Genomic DNA, 15,787 nt, shown 5'->3' on the forward strand with positions numbered 1-15,787 from the left:
TTTTTTGCACGGGCGGAGGGATTCGAACCCCCATCAATGGTTTTGGAGACCACTATACTAGCCCTTGTACTACGCCCGTTTGTTAAAAAAGTCGGCAGCATAACACTGCCAACTTTTATATTCAACTAATAATTAGTCTAAAATTTCAGTTACCTGACCAGCACCTACAGTTCTACCACCCTCACGAACAGCAAAACGTAAACCTACTGATAAAGCGATTGGGCTTAACAATTGTACTTCAATAGTTAAGTTATCACCTGGCATAACCATCTCAACTCCTGCAGGTAAAGAAATAGTACCTGTTACGTCAGTTGTACGTACGTAGAACTGTGGACGGTAGTTGTTATGGAATGGAGTGTGACGTCCACCTTCTTCTTTTTTCAAGATATACACCTCAGCTTTGAAGTGAGCGTGTGGTTTTACAGAACCTGGTTTGATAATAACCATACCACGTTTGATATCAGCTTTATCGATACCACGTAATAATAAACCTACGTTATCTCCAGCCTCACCTCTATCAAGGATTTTACGGAACATCTCAACTCCTGTAATTGTAGAAGTTAATTTTTCAGCTCCCATACCGATGATTTCAACAGCATCTCCAGTATTAGCAACTCCAGTTTCGATACGACCTGTAGCAACAGTTCCACGACCTGTAATTGTAAATACGTCCTCAACTGGCATCAAGAATGGTTTATCAACATCACGAGCTGGTAATTCAATCCAGTTGTCAACAGCATCCATCAATTCCATTACTGTAGCAACCCATTTTGGATCACCATTTAAAGCTCCAAGTGCAGAACCTTTGATAACAGGACCATTATCACCATCATATTGATAGAAAGATAATAAATCTCTGATTTCCATTTCTACAAGCTCTAATAACTCAGCATCGTCAACCATGTCAACTTTGTTCATGAAAACTACCATTCTAGGCACACCAACTTGACGACCTAAAAGGATGTGCTCACGAGTTTGTGGCATTGGACCATCTGTAGCAGCAACTACAAGGATAGCACCATCCATTTGAGCAGCACCAGTAACCATGTTCTTAACGTAATCCGCGTGACCTGGACAGTCAACGTGAGCGTAGTGACGGTTAGCTGTTGAATACTCTACGTGAGAAGTATTAATAGTAATACCTCTTTCTTTTTCTTCAGGAGCGTTATCGATTTGGTCGAAAGATTTAGCTTCTGATAAACCAGCATCAGCCAATACTTTAGTAATAGCAGCTGTTAAAGTAGTTTTTCCGTGATCTACGTGTCCGATAGTTCCGATATTTAAATGGGGCTTCGAACGATCAAAGGTTTCTTTTGCCATGATTTAATAATTTAATCTTAGTTATATAATTAGTGTTCAAAAATTCAAAATTGAGCCAATGACGGGATTTGAACCCGTGACCTCTTCCTTACCAAGGAAGCACTCTACCCCTGAGCTACACCGGCCTTTCTCGCCAGAATCTTAAAAAAGACTCTTTTTTTGTGGGGAGAGCAGGATTCGAACCTGCGAAGGTGTAACCAGCAGATTTACAGTCTGCCCTCGTTGGCCGCTTGAGTATCTCCCCGCCTTACTTTATTTATTTTCAGTCACTTACAACTTTGAGCCGATGGAGGGACTCGAACCCACGACCTGCTGATTACAAATCAGCTGCTCTAGCCAGCTGAGCTACACCGGCAACTTCAAATAAAAAAGTCCGCTATTTCTAACGGACTGCAAATGTAGGGATTTTATTTTTTAATCAAAATAATTTTTTCTTTTTTTTTATTTTAGCTATGAGCTCTTACTTTTTCTTTACGTTTTAAAAGTAAACGCTCTAATGATTCTGTAGATAAATCTACCGCTTCTTCAAAACTTTTATTGGTTTTTTTAACCACAAATTCATCGCCTGGCACATGAATTTTAATCTCAACCGTTTTATTTTCTTTATCACTCGTGTTCTCCACCCTCAAAAACACATCGGATGACACTACCCGATCATAATATTTTTCTAATTTATCTAATCTCACCTGAATAAAGTCTAATAATTTTTTATCAACATTAAAATTGACAGCTTGAACATTAACTTTCATAATTAAAAAATTTTTATAGGTTAAACGCATGAATTATTTCTGGTTTCGCGGGTGGGCATCTTGATAAACTCGTTTCAATTCAGCTAAACTGCTATGTGTATAGATTTGAGTGGAAGATAAACTAGCATGACCTAATAATTCTTTTACCGAATTTAAATCAGCACCGTTATTGAGCAAATGGGTTGCGAACGTGTGCCTAAGAACGTGTGGACTCTTTTTTACTTTTTCAGAGACATTACTAAAGTAATCATTTATTAATCGATACACAAACGTTTCACTAACTTTATGTCCGTTTTTATTTAAAATTAACAAATCGCCCGACGAGTGATTTTCAACCCGTTTTCTAACCTCTAGATAACGATTAATTAATGCAATTGTACAATCTAATAAAGGTATAATTCGCTCTTTATTTCTTTTACCCAAAACCTTTAGTGTTTTAGTATACAAATTACAACTTTGAATCTCCAGTCCGATTAACTCAGCTCTACGGATTCCTGTAGTATAAAATAATTCAATAATCAAGCGATTACGTATTCCTTCAAAATCTTCTGGAAAATCATTTTCATCAAAAACCATTTCCAATTCTTTTTCAGAAAATGGAATTTGAACTTTTTTAGCTGTTTTTAAAGATTTGTGTTTCTGAAGTGGATTGACTTCAATTTGTTTCGTTTTAAGCAAGAATTTGTAAAACGATTTAAGCGATGAAATTTTTCTATTAACGGTTGTATTCGAAATACCCTGCTCTACCAGTAAAACAATCCAACTTCTAATTTGACTGTAATTAACTTGTTCCAAGACAGCTTCTTCATCTTCTCTTTTAATAAAAGAATCAAATTCTAAAACATCATTTACATAAGCCGTTAACGTATGTTTGGAATACTTTTTTTCTTTTTGAAGATAATCACTATATGCCTGTTGACTTGAAACCATAAAAAAACCGTTAGCAACAAAGTTATAAAACTTCATTAACTAACGGTTATATTCTAATTCAAAAATAATTAACTCTCTAAAGAGTCTCTCAATGTTTGAATATAAGCAGCTTTTTGAATTTGTGCTCTTCTAACCACAGATGGTTTTGTGAATTGCTGACGTGCTCTTAATTGACGAACTGTTCCAGTCTTGTCAAATTTTCTCTTATAGCGCTTTAATGCTCTATCGATATTTTCTCCGTCTTTAATTGGAATAATTAACATAGTTTAGACACCTCCTCTCATTTAGGCCGCAAACTTATAAATAAATTTTTAATTATGGATTATGAATTTGATTTTTTTTAAACTGCAGCTTCAACCCTCAAATCAATTGCACAAAAAAACCTATTCAGTTAGAATAGGCTTTTGTATATCAAACAGAATAATTAGTGCTTTACAGCCGGTTCATAATTCTGATTATCAATTATCATTTTAGACAAAATTTCTTTTAATATTTCGGAAGTCCCCCCACCTATTGGCCCTAAACGACTATCACGTAACAAGCGCGCTAAAGGATATTCTTCCATATAACCATAACCTCCCAACATCTGCAAGCAACTATAAATAGTTTCATCGGCCACTTTAGTTGATTTTAATTTAGCCATTGTAGCTTCTTTAACAACATACTCCCCTTTATCCAGTCGAGCAGCCGCAGCATAATTAAACAACTTACAGTGCTCCACATCGGTTGCGTGTTCCACAATTTTATGACGTAATGCCTGAAACTTATTAATTGTTTTTCCAAAAGCTTCACGCTCAGACATGTATTCAATAGTATAAGCAATTGCATATTCTGCTCTTGCATGCGCGTTAATTGCCATGATAAGACGTTCGAACGCAAAATGCTGCATAATATATGGGAATCCTTTTCCTTCTTCACCCATTAGGTTTTCCGTAGGAATTTCGACATTGTCAAATGCAATTTCCGCAGTATCAGAAGCTCTCCATCCCAATTTATCCAACTTAGTTGCCGATATTCCAACACAACTAGCATCTACAAGAAAAATACTTATTCCTTTGTTTCCTAGCTCCGGACTTGTTTTAGCTGCAACAACATAATAGTCGGCATAAACCCCATTAGTTATAAAGGTTTTCGAACCATTAATGACATACTTATCTCCTTTTTTAACAGCAGTTGTACGCATTCCTGCCACATCACTTCCTCCAAAAGGTTCTGTAATACACAACGCACCGATTTTATCTCCTGCAATACTTGCTGCTAAATAGTCGCGTTTGATTCTTTCATCGCCTTCAGCATTTAAATGTGTCATAGCCAAATAAGAATGAGCCCACATTGCTGCTGCAAAACCACCTGATCGTATTTTTTGAAGTTCCTCTAAGAAGATAACAGTATAAAACAAATCCAAATTTAATCCGCCATAGGCTTCAGGATATCGGATACCAAAGAAACCCATTTCACCAAATTTCTTCCAAATAAAACGCTCAATAGTTCCTGTTTTTTCCCATTTCTCAATGTGTGGAACAACTTCTTTTTGCAAAAAATCGCGTAAACTTTCTCTAAATAGTTGATGCTCTTCGGTAAAATATAATGAATTCATTTGATTGGAATTGTGTTTGTTTGTTTAAAAGTCCAAATATAAGGCAATTATGTTGACTTTTTCAACTGGAAAATTCTTAATTTTTATTAAATCGTCTTTGGATTTAATTTCACCATTCATGCTTCTGTAAGTAACAATTTCTTTAGCAATAGGATAACGAAAATACGGAAATTGTTGAAGTTCTTTTACTGAAGCGTTATTAATATCAATCTTTTTAACGCCGTTTATTCCCCCAATCTTAAAACACTTATTTAATAAAGCAATGACTTCTGGCGATAAACCCCAAACATCATTCATCTGATCCATACTAACAAAAACGCCAAATTTATCGCGTTCTTTTAAAATTCGTTCCGAAAGGCCTGGACCAATACCATAAAGCTTCATTAAATCTTCTTGAGTGGCTTTATTAATATCTAATACAGCTTTTACAGTATTTTCTTTGGTAACTTTTTTAAAAGTTTGAGCATACTCATTCGCCCTTTTATGATTAACCCAATCTGGAAATTTAAAATATGGCGCTATTTCACTCTGCAACTCATCTGAAACCTTCGTCACTTTTTGAAATTCTTTTGCTGAATTTACGAATTGATTACTTTCTCTAAACTTATGCAGCCTATCGATTTCCAAAACAGACATTCCGAGTGTATATCCTTTATAATCTGAAATAAAATTGGGATTAAATGGGTAGATTTTCTTAATCGAAACTGACTTTAATTGCTTCAAGCTATCAATTTCCGATTGCAAAGCCAACCAATTCTTTTCTTCTTCTGAAACCGATTTCATTTTAGTAACAGATGGAACTCCAACAAAATAATACACCAACTGAATTAGCATCATCAATACCAATAAAGCGACAATCCCCCCACGTTGCTCACGGGTGAATTTCAAATACGAACCAAAATTTATCATGAAATTACAAATCGAATACAGAACTACGTTTGGTATAAACCATGTCTTTAAGACGAAGTAAAAATGCCAGTGTTAAGTACACTCCAAACCAAAGTCCAACCGTAAAAAAAGAAATATAAATGAAAAACAACCGAACGCTAGTGGTTCGCATACCTAATTTATCGGCTAATCGCGAAGAAACCGCAAAACCGTGTTTTTCAAAAAAATGTCGGATGTTAGTAATCACACTCATAGTATTCCTTACAAATTTAATTATTTTTTCAACAATTCAAGTCCTATAGCACAACTCATGCATTTATTCAAATTACAATACTCATTTTTCAATTGAAGAAGCGCTTGTGTATCGAATGCATTTTCGGCTGTTAACCCAATATTTTCAAATTTCTGGATGATTTCATTCTTTTCCGGCTTTAAATTTTCAACGAAACCTAATAACTCATCCAAATTATCTTTTCCATATACTTTAGCATAAACAAATTTCATTGGCAAAATAGTATTGATGATAAGTAAATCGATAAATGATCTAGTGAGCAGCTTGTTTTTATAGACACTTTTCTTTTCGAAACGATAATGTGTTTTCCAATATTCCGATACATCAACTGCAAACAAATTATACAATTGAGACACGGTTTTGGATTGTATAACTCCAGAAAATAAATTGTTTTGAAAATGATATACTTGTGCCAATTGCATTAATCGAATAGTTGGAAAATTATCGGGACGCAATCTAAAAAATTGAAGTGCCGGTACATGCACCATTTTAAGTTGATATTTTTCGGCAAGAAATTGCCATCTTGATTTCACATCATGAGGATAGGTTTCATCAAAATCATCATATAAAAAACCAGCACTTCCCAAAAACAACGCTTCAAGATTTAGGAGTTCAAACTGTTCTTTACGAATTACAGAAAAAGATATGTTATTTGCGATTTTGAAAAAAGAATCGCCGTTCACTTTCAAACCAAAGTTTTTCATCAAAAAGGAGAAAAAAACCGATTCCCAATCGTAATTGGTTTTTTCAAGCAATTTTTGAATTTCTACAGACTTTAATTCTAGGCGTTCTAAAAACATTCGCTCTAACCAACTTTCCAATGTGAAATTGGATATTGAAAGCAAATCTTTTTCACAATTAATCCAATCTTTAGCTAACACTAAATTTGAATACGAATTTAAAAGCTCTTTATCGACATAATTCTTCAATTCCAAAACAGGAATTTCAGTATTATCGTTTCTATAAACTTCAATATCGTGTTCCCATACCACATGTAAAATAACACTATCGTATGCAGAATCGTTTTCATGACCATGCAAATACCAATCCGATGATTTAACATGAATTTCAATATTTCCAGCCCATTTTTGATTACCAATCAATAATTGCGCATTAAAGAAATCCGGTCCTGATACTTTTAAATTTTGACCAACTTTTAAAATTTGAAGCAATTCTCCCTGAATAGTTCTTAAATTAGCAATCGGAAATTTCTGGTATTGCCAGACGTAATACAAAAAATCTTCTTTCATGGCGTATAAAACAATATGCTAATATAAGAAAATATTTACAATAAATAAAATATGAATAAATTTCTCACATTATTGGTTTTACTTCCAATATTTAACTGCATTGGACAACAAGCAAAAATTAGAACAAATTGCTATAAAATAACGTACTCCAAAAGTTCTAATGGTAAAACCATTGAAAACCAAGACCCCATAATTGTCTTGGCTTCGGAATTTGAATCGCTTTTGACATCGCAAAACATACTTTCAAAAAAAACCGAATACCCTTACGAGCAAACATTGATAAAACACAATAAAAGCGAGTATATACAACTTGCACAACTAGATAAAACAAAATCTTGTGCCACTATTGACAGTACATCACTTTCAAAGCAAACATTTGAAATTACAGAGGAAACAAAAAAAATATTAGGATTTATTTGTCGGAAAGCAAAAACAGTTGTCAATTCCAACCATATCGATTTGTGGTTTACCGAAGACCAAAAACTAAAAGGAGCACCAACATTACTTGGACAAAATTTGGGGTTAGTTCTTGAAATGAATAGAAATAATAACTTTATAATAACTGCAACCAAAATAGAAAAACTCAAAAAAGAAACGCCTGGTAAAATTTTCAATGCTAATCAACCAAATTCATATATTGACTTATTATCTTATAGAAATGAACTATGGAAAAGTAGATTTATAACTCTAAAAGTATTTGAAAACGAAACTATTTGTTATTCAGGCGATTCTAAGTCGAATGACAGCATATTACGATTTGCCAACGGAACAATTATTCTGCGAAAGGTCAAATTCCCTAAGATAACTAACGGAAGTCAGGTATTTATTGATTTAACAGAACAATCCAACGGGGATGCATACGACAGGACCGGATCGGTATTTATTATCCCAACCGAACAAAAAACATCTTTTCTTGATGCCTTACAACAAGGTATAAAAACAGTACCCAATTACGATAACGGAAATGGAAAACAATACCAAGGAGTAGTTCGCACCAATACCTTTTCCCCACTATTGGAAGTAATGCGTTTCTTTACGCCTTTTGGAATTAAACAATACAACCATATTCAATTAAAAAATAAAACTTGGCTTGAATCAGTTCCTTACCGACAAGACATAAGCAATCTGCATGCTGCCATAGACAACCAAGAAGTATGGATAGGAACCTTCATTGGAAATTATGATAAAGGCGGACATAAAATTTCGATGAATATTACTATTCACAATGAAGAAAGCACAACAGTAAAAAACAATTTTCTACTCCCACTATTTAATACTGTTAACGTAATGGAAATGGCGGGGCAAGATTATGGCACTATGTTTAATAATGAAAAAGGACTTATTGTAGATTTCACATTACCATACGACATTAAAAACGCTAAACTACGTTATATAACCACTGGACATGGTGGCTGGGAAAATGGCGATGAATTTGTACCGAAAACAAATCACATTTTATTAGATGGAAACGAAGTAGCTGCATTTATTCCATGGCGTGAAGACTGCGGTGCTTATCGTTTATACAATCCCGCTTCAGGTAACTTTAACAACGGATTATCCTCATCCGATTATAGTCGCTCGAACTGGTGCCCTGGAACCGCTACGAATCCGAACATTATAGAATTAGGAGATTTGAAAGCTGGGCAACATAAAATTCAAATAAAAATAAAACAAGGAGAACCAGAAGGCGGAAGCTTTAGTTCATGGAATGTTTCTGGAGTTTTACTAGCCAACTAATAAAAAAAAGCCGTTCAAATGAACGGCTTTTTTTATTTTATTGAATTGATAATATCATGTTTTGTAATAATATGATGCTTTCCATTTCCTAAATCAACTAGAACAGCTTGATTATCTTTATTGATTAATTTAGAAACTTCTTCAATTGAAGTCCCTAGTTTAACAATTGGATAAGGCGCACCCATTACTTCACGAATTGGTTTTTCAGCTACATTTTTATCCGCTACATAACTTTGAAATAAATCGGTTTCATCTACAGAACCTGCAAAACCATTAATATCAATAACCGGAATTTGAGAAATTTTATGTTTTCGCATACGATCTATGGCATGAGAAACCAATTCTTCTGTACGAACAATCACCAATGGTTTATCAATATGCTCTTGGATTAAATCTTCAGCTTTAGTAATTTCTTCATCCAAATAACCACGCTCACGCATCCAGTCGTCGTTAAACATTTTTCCAACGTATCGAGAACCCGAATCATGGAAAAGAACCACTACCACATCATCCGGACCAAATTTATCTTTCAACTGCAACAATCCTTTAATTGCTGCACCAGAAGAATTTCCAACAAACAAACCTTCTTCCAATGCTAATTTACGGGTATAAACAGCAGCATCTTTGTCGGTTACTTTAGTAAAGCCATCAATTAAATCGAAATTTACGTTTTCAGGTAATATATCCTCACCAATACCTTCTGTTACGTATGAATACACCTCGTTTTCATCGAAAATACCTGTTTCTTTATATTTTTTAAATACTGAACCGTAAGTATCAATACCCCAAATTTTTACATTAGGATTCTTTTCTTTTAAATATTTTGCTACACCCGAAATAGTTCCACCGGTTCCAACACCAACTACAAAATGAGTAACTTTTCCATCCGTTTGATCCCAAATCTCAGGACCTGTTTGCTCGTAATTTGCTTTCGTATTTGAAAGGTTATCATATTGGTTCACATACCATCCGTTTGGAGTTTCTTCAGCCAATCGTTTAGAAACCGAGTAATACGAACGTGGGTCGGTTGGTTCTACATCGGTTGGGCATACTACAACTTTTGCACCTACTGCACGAAGAATATCCATTTTTTCTTTGGACTGTTTATCGGTGATTACACAGATTAACTTATATCCTTTAATGATAGCACCCAAAGCCAAGCCCATACCTGTATTCCCTGAAGTTCCTTCAATGATAGTTCCCCTTGGTTTTAAGCGACCGTCTGCCTCAGCATCTTCAATCATTTGTAAAGCCATACGATCTTTGCATGAATGCCCTGGATTAAAATATTCTACTTTGGCTAAAACCAAAGCAGGAATTTCAGCTGTTATTTTATTTAGTTTCACCATTGGTGTGTTACCAATAGTTCCTAATATGTTTTCTACGTATTTCATATTTACTTTTATTGCGAAGTGCAAATGTATTGATAATTATACAGTTTCCAAAAATGAATATGCTATCACGAATAGCCCCGATTGAGCCGTTAGCTTGACACCTCAAACTAATCTATCAATCAACTAAAGGCGAAAGCGGGAACACGGCCAACAAATAAGCCCTAATGTTTCGCTCAAAAAATTAACTAAAGAAATTCCAAATCACACCAAAACGAACCATAAAATCACGATAAGGGTAATTCGGAGCCGTATAATAATTATAGCCTGAGAAGCTAGAATTGAAATGCTCTGCTTTTAAGAACATTCTAAACGTACGAACTTTAGCATTGATGAAAAAATCCAACATTGGAAAATCACCAATTTCCTTTTGATTCTGGATGTAAAACTCTCCTAGTAAAGGATTATAATCGTTTGCTTTGTATTTGGTAAAATAATTTAAGGTAACCCCAGTTTGCAAGTACAAAGCCCTGTTAAAATAATGGTCTGAAAAGTAAAGAGTATTTCTAGTAACTAGTGTAGGGACATTCAAAATAGCTTCTGATTGATCAACCTGTTGGTATAAAACCGTATTATCGAAGCCCATTTTCCAAAATTTTAAATCTTTTGAAGCTTTTACAGATAAATAATTTATGGTTTTATCGTATTGAAAAGGCTTAACAAGGAGTTGTTCTGCAATACCCTCACTGTTGTATGTTGGATTAACGTTAGCAAAAAACAAATGATCGTTTAGCACTGTGTACTGAAAAGACACATTTAACCATTGTGTGTTTGCATCGGCTTGGAAAGAATTGATTTTCTCATTTTTAAATTGATTAAACCAATTGTAATTTTTGTAATCACTTTGATATAGAACATAATTTAAATCGGGCAATTTGTTCATGTTCTGATATTTTAGTGAAATATTGTTCTTTTCATTCAATACATAATGAACTTGAGCTTCAATATTAGCTAATGATTGATTGGTAATCGAATTAGAAAACATAAAGGAACCTTTCCAATTATTTTTTTGATAATTATATTGTGCTCCCCAAGTATTAATTCGATCATTTAATTTATTAGGCACTACACTATTGTCGGAAAGTACTACAGTTCTGTAATAGAAATAATTGTATTTGTAATCTTCTACAAAAAATTGAAAATCGCCTAAAGTAGTATTAGAATAAGCAACGCCAAGTTTATTATACAAACGATTATAACGTGTTTTATTACTTATTTTACTGGTATAACTTTCACCAAATCGAGCATTGGTTGCCATTGAAAAATCAAAAAACTTATTTTCGAAATTAAACTGATGCTGAACAACGATACCGTTAGGATTTGATTTATTCAAACGAAACGATTGGTCAACAAAAAAACGATTTCCTTTTAACAAGGATTTTGCATCGGTAAAATACGTTTGCAAACGCGCTCTTTCTTTGTAAACATTGTCGCCATCTTCGAATTGAGACAAAACAGCAATTCCACCATTTTCTTGATTTAATAAATCTTGAGCAGTGATATGCGCTTTAAGTTGATAACGTCTATCTGATGTATTATAACTGGAGCCAAAACGAAAATTTCCTGTACTAGAAAGTTGGTTTTGATATTTACCTAAAGAACGAAGCCCTTTATAACCAACAAAAAAGTTTAAATTTTTAGATGTATTCGCAGTTACAAAGGCATCTAAATTTTGTCCTTGTTCCATAACCGACTTAAAATACAAATCAGAATATGGTGTAGGTACATTATAGTATTTAATATCCTTTACTTCAAGGTAATTAAAATGTTTGGCTTTAAAACCAAATTCAGGAAATGCAGTAAAAGAGTTGATTCCAAAATTCAAAGTATTATACGTTTGTCCTTCATTTAAAAATTGCAGAAGTCCAAAAGTATCTTTTCGAAGATAGTTGAATTTATATTCGCGTTGAATGGTTAAAGTAGTATCAACAAAAGTAGTATCTCTTTCCAGCGTAATTAATTTATACAAATCAACAGCAGGCTTTGGTTCTTTAGCTGAAGGGGATACAGCTTTATTCAACTGTAAGTCATCTTGAGCAAAAGCGTTAAAAGAAATTAATAACAACAAATAAAAAAAAACTTGTCTCATACTTTTTTGTTAGGAGACAAAGGTAAAGAGTTTTCGACAAAAAAATAAATAAAAAAAACCCCGCTAAAAGCGGGGTTTTTCAAGTATTCTTAGTTGAAGTACTTATAAGATTTTTTTGCTTTGTTAGGCATTTTGTTGTGTTTGAACTTTTTAAGATCAGCAACTTTACCTGTAGCAATTACTGTAGTACCATCCATGATAGTAAAATCAGCATTATCAATTTTAAGAGTCATGATATACACTTCATCACCAGGAACCGAATCTGAAGTCAGATAGTTCGCAGAGTTTTGGTTGAATGTACCACTGAAAGATGAATCAGCTCTGTTGTAGTTAACATTAATAGGAATGTTGAATGCAGGTGTAATACCAACAGTTGATAAACCTGAATCATCCCATAAGTAACCTTTGAAGATATATAATCCATCACCCCAATCTGCCATGCTCATTGATACAGCCTCTGGACATGCACCAGTTTGACCATCATAAACACCTAAGTCATTTCCGTTTTCATCATAAACAATGATATCTACATCATAACCGATTTGGCAAGTTGTATAAGTATTACCCATGAAATCGAAAGAAGTATCAAAATCAAACTCCATATCTAACGCAGAAGATCTAGAATCATCCATGATATTGATAGTGATTAATTCAGATGATTTAGCAACTAATCCTAAACCATTTCCTTCGCTAGTCAATTTGAATACTAAAGTTTTGTTTCCTTCAGCTAAAGGATAATCAACTAAAGTTCTAATATCAACAGTGTGGCTAGTAGCGAAAGCAGGGAATTCAATTTTGTACCCTGGCTCTACACCCCAAGTAATATCAGAATGTTCTAAATCAGTTGTAAAATCCTCGTCTTCAATTGCTGTAGACATAGATTCAACTAACTCTAATTTAAAATCCATTTTATAAGCATTCGCTTGATCTACATTCAAAACAATGTGAGCAGTAGCACCCTCATTAACAGTGTATGTAGTTTGATCAGTAGAAATTACACGCTTTGTAGTTCTTTCTAAAGTTCTATCATCATCCTTATTACAAGAACCTAGAGCTAAAGATAGAGCTGCAACAGCAATAATTCTATAATTAAATATATTTTTCATACTTTATCTTATTAAAAATTAAATTCTTGTATACTCACTAGTAAACGGTCTCCAAACTGTATTACTTGTGAAACCAATTTGATAGTTAACAGTAAAGAAGTCGTTAGTATCAACAAGACCGTCAGTACCGTCATCAGTCATACCTTTTACTATATTACTATATACTTCTCCTAATTGTTGCTCAGGAACTTTAATCACACCACAAATATCAATAAATGTGTATCCTAAAGTAGCTGATGGATCTAATGCACCTGCTCCGTAAGGACCAACAGAACCAGTTCTGAAAGTGTTGATAGCAGTCATTCTAACTTCCTCATTAGAGAAGTTATAGATTGCACCATTATCATTTCTCTTAGTTCTTACATTAAAGAAACCAGCCAATTGAGATTGACAACCGATAAAGTAAATTTCTAAAATTCTATTTTGCTCAGCATAAGAAACTCCAGAAGTAGAAACACCAGTAACTTTTAACTTAAGCGTAGTTTTGTTAGAAGGGTTAAAATTTCCAGTATGCACATCGATTGGAATCATAGCAAAGTTAGATCCCGCAGGAATTGTAACTTGTTTGCTAGCGTCAGCGAAGTCATACTCAACTCCTTCTACTGCATCACCAGTAGGGTCAGCATCATACGATACAACAATATCACTTGAAGACAACTGACCATTACCTAAACCAAGTAATGTGATAGGAAATTCTTGTTGAATTGTTCCTAAATCTTCAAAATAAGACACTGATGTAAAAGAATCCTGAAAACCTACTAATTTAGGCCCGTCTGCCAACTTATCAGTTGACAAAGCCTCATCGTCCATACAAGAAACTGTAGCAGCGGCGATGAAAAGCAACGATAATATCTTTTTCATAATAAATAAATTTATAAGTTAATTAAGGGGCAACATACCAGAATGGACCTTCAACAAACGCTTGAGCTTGAGTGATACTAGGAACGTTATCCGAGTTACCTACATACTCAGAAACTGGATAAATAAGTCTCTTAGGTTTTGTAGTGTAAGCAGCTGTTAAAGCTAATGGCACTTGAGGGTAACCTGTTCTAGTCATATCAATATAACTCTCAATAGCATGAATACCGTTTAATGCAATCCATTTTTGCGTCATGATAGCTTTTAATTTATCTGCATTAGTAACAGATGAATCCCAACCTAAACCTGACTGTAAATTAGCCGAAGTAATATAGGCAGTAGCACTTAAACCATAATGAGCAAATGATGCAGTAATACCAGCTTCGAAATGAGCTTTAGCTGTACCATTGTTTGTTAAATATCCTTTTAAGATAGCTTCAGCTTGTAAAAATTCAGCTTCTGCTAAAGTCATTACATAACCGTCCATAGAAGAACCAACAGATGGATCACTTCCAGTTCCCAATGCAGGAATTAAACCAGTACCTAAAGTAGATAAAGCAACAGGCGCAGAATTAGCTCCTTGTACTACACCCACTACTTGACCAGCAACTAATGAATAAATTTTACCAGCTCTATTATCAGGAATAGTGTTTGGTAATGACCCGTTTAAGAAATCACCAGCATATTTAGATGCACGAATGAAACTAAAGTTTTGAGTTGAAACTCCAGCAGAACTATAACCAAAATTACTGTAGAAAGGATTTTGGTTGTTATCTGTAGCTTTAGAGTATCCAGGGTTTATTGTTACACTAGCATTAACAAAAGCAACATCTCCAGAAGCTAAACCAGCATCTAAAGTAGCAAACTGGTCTGCTAAATATGTAGCTGAAGAAGCGTCAACAGCAGCTTTTTCAGACTCACGCAATAAAATTCTTAATTTTACAGTATTTGCAAAATTTTTCCAAGAATCCATATCACCAGCCATCATAACATCATCATTACCTGGAACTTCAGCATCAGCAGGTGCATTATCAATCATTGCGATTGCTTCGTCCAACTGAGCAACTAAAGCTCTGTAAGTTGATTGATCATCATCATAAGCAGGAGTTAAATTAGCCTGCATTTTAAATGCTTCAGTATAAGGAGAATCACCATATAAATCAACTATATATTGCATATAGTATGATTTCATAATCATGGCAATTGCTTTATAATTTTCTTGTTTAGTACCATTATAATCAATGATTACTTGAAAATTATTAATACCTCTATACAAACCATCCCAAATACCGTTATAAAAAGCATTATCGATAGTTAAAGCGAACTCTCTTGAATATCCACCTGTAAACGAGTTAACGTTTGCAGCCCAGTTGTTCATGAAAACATTCCCTAATTGGTTCATGGTAACCGCCTGAGTTCTATAAGTATTTGACATAGCACCCGGTAAAATCAAACGCGGCGGTACGTTCTCAATTAATGGATTATTAGGAGTAGTGTTTACATCCAAATAATCGCTACACGAGAATAGCATAAATGCTACTAACGGTAATAATATTTTAATTCTTTTCATCTTCAATTTA

The 15,787-nt window shown here is 34.1% G+C and carries 14 protein-coding genes and 4 tRNA genes; 1 reads left to right on the forward strand and 17 read right to left on the reverse strand.

Features of this window, described 5'->3' with window-relative positions:
• Nucleotides 1-7: 7 nt before the first annotated feature.
• From ACZ1JT_RS03150 to ACZ1JT_RS03205, 12 genes are all read right to left on the reverse strand, one after another.
• A tRNA-Trp gene (locus ACZ1JT_RS03150) sits at nt 8-79 on the reverse strand.
• 53 nt (nt 80-132) lie between these two features.
• Complete coding sequence (gene tuf / locus ACZ1JT_RS03155) at nt 133-1,320, reverse strand: elongation factor Tu (protein ID WP_465094715.1); 1,188 nt, start codon at nt 1,318-1,320, stop codon at nt 133-135.
• 53 nt (nt 1,321-1,373) lie between these two features.
• Nucleotides 1,374-1,445 (reverse strand) — tRNA-Thr (locus tag ACZ1JT_RS03160).
• A 37-nt stretch (nt 1,446-1,482) separates the two neighbouring features.
• Nucleotides 1,483-1,564, reverse strand: a tRNA-Tyr gene (locus ACZ1JT_RS03165).
• Nucleotides 1,565-1,601: 37 nt separating this feature from the next.
• Nucleotides 1,602-1,675 (reverse strand) — tRNA-Thr (locus ACZ1JT_RS03170).
• A gap of 91 nt (nt 1,676-1,766) precedes the next feature.
• The gene (hpf, locus tag ACZ1JT_RS03175; protein ID WP_465094716.1) at nt 1,767-2,069 is read right to left on the reverse strand and encodes a ribosome hibernation-promoting factor, HPF/YfiA family; all 303 of its coding nucleotides are present in this window, start codon (nt 2,067-2,069) and stop codon (nt 1,767-1,769) included.
• A 33-nt stretch (nt 2,070-2,102) separates the two neighbouring features.
• On the reverse strand, nt 2,103-2,999 hold the full coding sequence (locus tag ACZ1JT_RS03180) for a tyrosine-type recombinase/integrase (protein ID WP_465095270.1): 897 nt from the start codon (nt 2,997-2,999) through the stop codon (nt 2,103-2,105).
• A gap of 68 nt (nt 3,000-3,067) precedes the next feature.
• On the reverse strand, nt 3,068-3,262 hold the full coding sequence (rpsU, locus tag ACZ1JT_RS03185; RefSeq protein WP_465094717.1) for a 30S ribosomal protein S21: 195 nt from the start codon (nt 3,260-3,262) through the stop codon (nt 3,068-3,070).
• A gap of 161 nt (nt 3,263-3,423) precedes the next feature.
• On the reverse strand, nt 3,424-4,596 hold the full coding sequence (locus ACZ1JT_RS03190) for an acyl-CoA dehydrogenase family protein (RefSeq protein WP_465094718.1): 1,173 nt from the start codon (nt 4,594-4,596) through the stop codon (nt 3,424-3,426).
• Nucleotides 4,597-4,620: 24 nt separating this feature from the next.
• Nucleotides 4,621-5,505: a ComEA family DNA-binding protein gene (locus tag ACZ1JT_RS03195; RefSeq protein ID WP_465094719.1), complete on the reverse strand. Its 885-nt coding sequence runs from the start codon at nt 5,503-5,505 to the stop codon at nt 4,621-4,623.
• 4 nt (nt 5,506-5,509) lie between these two features.
• Nucleotides 5,510-5,737: a PspC domain-containing protein gene (locus ACZ1JT_RS03200; protein WP_465094720.1), complete on the reverse strand. Its 228-nt coding sequence runs from the start codon at nt 5,735-5,737 to the stop codon at nt 5,510-5,512.
• Between the two features lie 20 nt (nt 5,738-5,757).
• Complete coding sequence (locus ACZ1JT_RS03205) at nt 5,758-7,026, reverse strand: DUF2851 family protein (protein ID WP_465094721.1); 1,269 nt, start codon at nt 7,024-7,026, stop codon at nt 5,758-5,760.
• Between the two features lie 51 nt (nt 7,027-7,077).
• Between ACZ1JT_RS03205 and ACZ1JT_RS03210 the strand changes: the two genes are divergently transcribed.
• Nucleotides 7,078-8,763, forward strand: a complete 1,686-nt coding sequence (locus ACZ1JT_RS03210) for a PNGase F N-terminal domain-containing protein (RefSeq protein WP_465094722.1) — start codon at nt 7,078-7,080, stop codon at nt 8,761-8,763.
• A 32-nt stretch (nt 8,764-8,795) separates the two neighbouring features.
• On the opposite strand, the gene ACZ1JT_RS03215 is transcribed toward ACZ1JT_RS03210, so the two are convergent.
• The 5 genes from ACZ1JT_RS03215 to ACZ1JT_RS03235 all read right to left on the reverse strand — a co-directional run bounded on the left by ACZ1JT_RS03215 (nt 8,796) and on the right by ACZ1JT_RS03235 (nt 15,777).
• Entirely contained in the window at nt 8,796-10,157 is a 1,362-nt protein-coding gene (locus tag ACZ1JT_RS03215; RefSeq protein WP_465094723.1) for a pyridoxal-phosphate dependent enzyme, read from the reverse strand.
• Between the two features lie 181 nt (nt 10,158-10,338).
• Nucleotides 10,339-12,243: a putative porin gene (locus ACZ1JT_RS03220; RefSeq protein WP_465094724.1), complete on the reverse strand. Its 1,905-nt coding sequence runs from the start codon at nt 12,241-12,243 to the stop codon at nt 10,339-10,341.
• A gap of 89 nt (nt 12,244-12,332) precedes the next feature.
• A complete protein-coding gene (locus tag ACZ1JT_RS03225) occupies nt 12,333-13,349 on the reverse strand; it encodes a hypothetical protein (protein ID WP_465094725.1) in 1,017 nt (338 codons plus the stop codon).
• Between the two features lie 18 nt (nt 13,350-13,367).
• Nucleotides 13,368-14,210, reverse strand: coding sequence for a hypothetical protein (locus ACZ1JT_RS03230; RefSeq protein ID WP_465094726.1), 843 nt, complete (start codon nt 14,208-14,210; stop codon nt 13,368-13,370).
• Between the two features lie 22 nt (nt 14,211-14,232).
• On the reverse strand, nt 14,233-15,777 hold the full coding sequence (locus ACZ1JT_RS03235) for a SusD/RagB family nutrient-binding outer membrane lipoprotein (RefSeq protein WP_465094727.1): 1,545 nt from the start codon (nt 15,775-15,777) through the stop codon (nt 14,233-14,235).
• Between the last annotated feature and the right edge of the window lie 10 nt (nt 15,778-15,787).

It is taken from the genome of Flavobacterium sp. IC2-16 (assembly GCF_055521455.1).

What these genes read in the sequence shown, in the direction of transcription:
- ACZ1JT_RS03205 (WP_465094721.1), bottom strand. Translation starts at nt 7,026, where the DNA reads ATGAAAGAAGATTTTTTGTATTACGTCTGGCAATACCAGAAATTTCCG.
- ACZ1JT_RS03225 (WP_465094725.1), bottom strand. Translation starts at nt 13,349, where the DNA reads ATGAAAAATATATTTAATTATAGAATTATTGCTGTTGCAGCTCTATCT.
- ACZ1JT_RS03220 (WP_465094724.1), bottom strand. Translation starts at nt 12,243, where the DNA reads ATGAGACAAGTTTTTTTTTATTTGTTGTTATTAATTTCTTTTAACGCT.
- ACZ1JT_RS03230 (WP_465094726.1), bottom strand. Translation starts at nt 14,210, where the DNA reads ATGAAAAAGATATTATCGTTGCTTTTCATCGCCGCTGCTACAGTTTCT.
- ACZ1JT_RS03215 (WP_465094723.1), bottom strand. Translation starts at nt 10,157, where the DNA reads ATGAAATACGTAGAAAACATATTAGGAACTATTGGTAACACACCAATG.
- ACZ1JT_RS03235 (WP_465094727.1), bottom strand. Translation starts at nt 15,777, where the DNA reads ATGAAAAGAATTAAAATATTATTACCGTTAGTAGCATTTATGCTATTC.
- rpsU (WP_465094717.1), bottom strand. Translation starts at nt 3,262, where the DNA reads ATGTTAATTATTCCAATTAAAGACGGAGAAAATATCGATAGAGCATTA.
- ACZ1JT_RS03200 (WP_465094720.1), bottom strand. Translation starts at nt 5,737, where the DNA reads ATGAGTGTGATTACTAACATCCGACATTTTTTTGAAAAACACGGTTTT.
- tuf (WP_465094715.1), bottom strand. Translation starts at nt 1,320, where the DNA reads ATGGCAAAAGAAACCTTTGATCGTTCGAAGCCCCATTTAAATATCGGA.
- ACZ1JT_RS03180 (WP_465095270.1), bottom strand. Translation starts at nt 2,999, where the DNA reads ATGGTTTCAAGTCAACAGGCATATAGTGATTATCTTCAAAAAGAAAAA.
- ACZ1JT_RS03195 (WP_465094719.1), bottom strand. Translation starts at nt 5,505, where the DNA reads ATGATAAATTTTGGTTCGTATTTGAAATTCACCCGTGAGCAACGTGGG.
- ACZ1JT_RS03210 (WP_465094722.1), top strand. Translation starts at nt 7,078, where the DNA reads ATGAATAAATTTCTCACATTATTGGTTTTACTTCCAATATTTAACTGC.
- hpf (WP_465094716.1), bottom strand. Translation starts at nt 2,069, where the DNA reads ATGAAAGTTAATGTTCAAGCTGTCAATTTTAATGTTGATAAAAAATTA.
- ACZ1JT_RS03190 (WP_465094718.1), bottom strand. Translation starts at nt 4,596, where the DNA reads ATGAATTCATTATATTTTACCGAAGAGCATCAACTATTTAGAGAAAGT.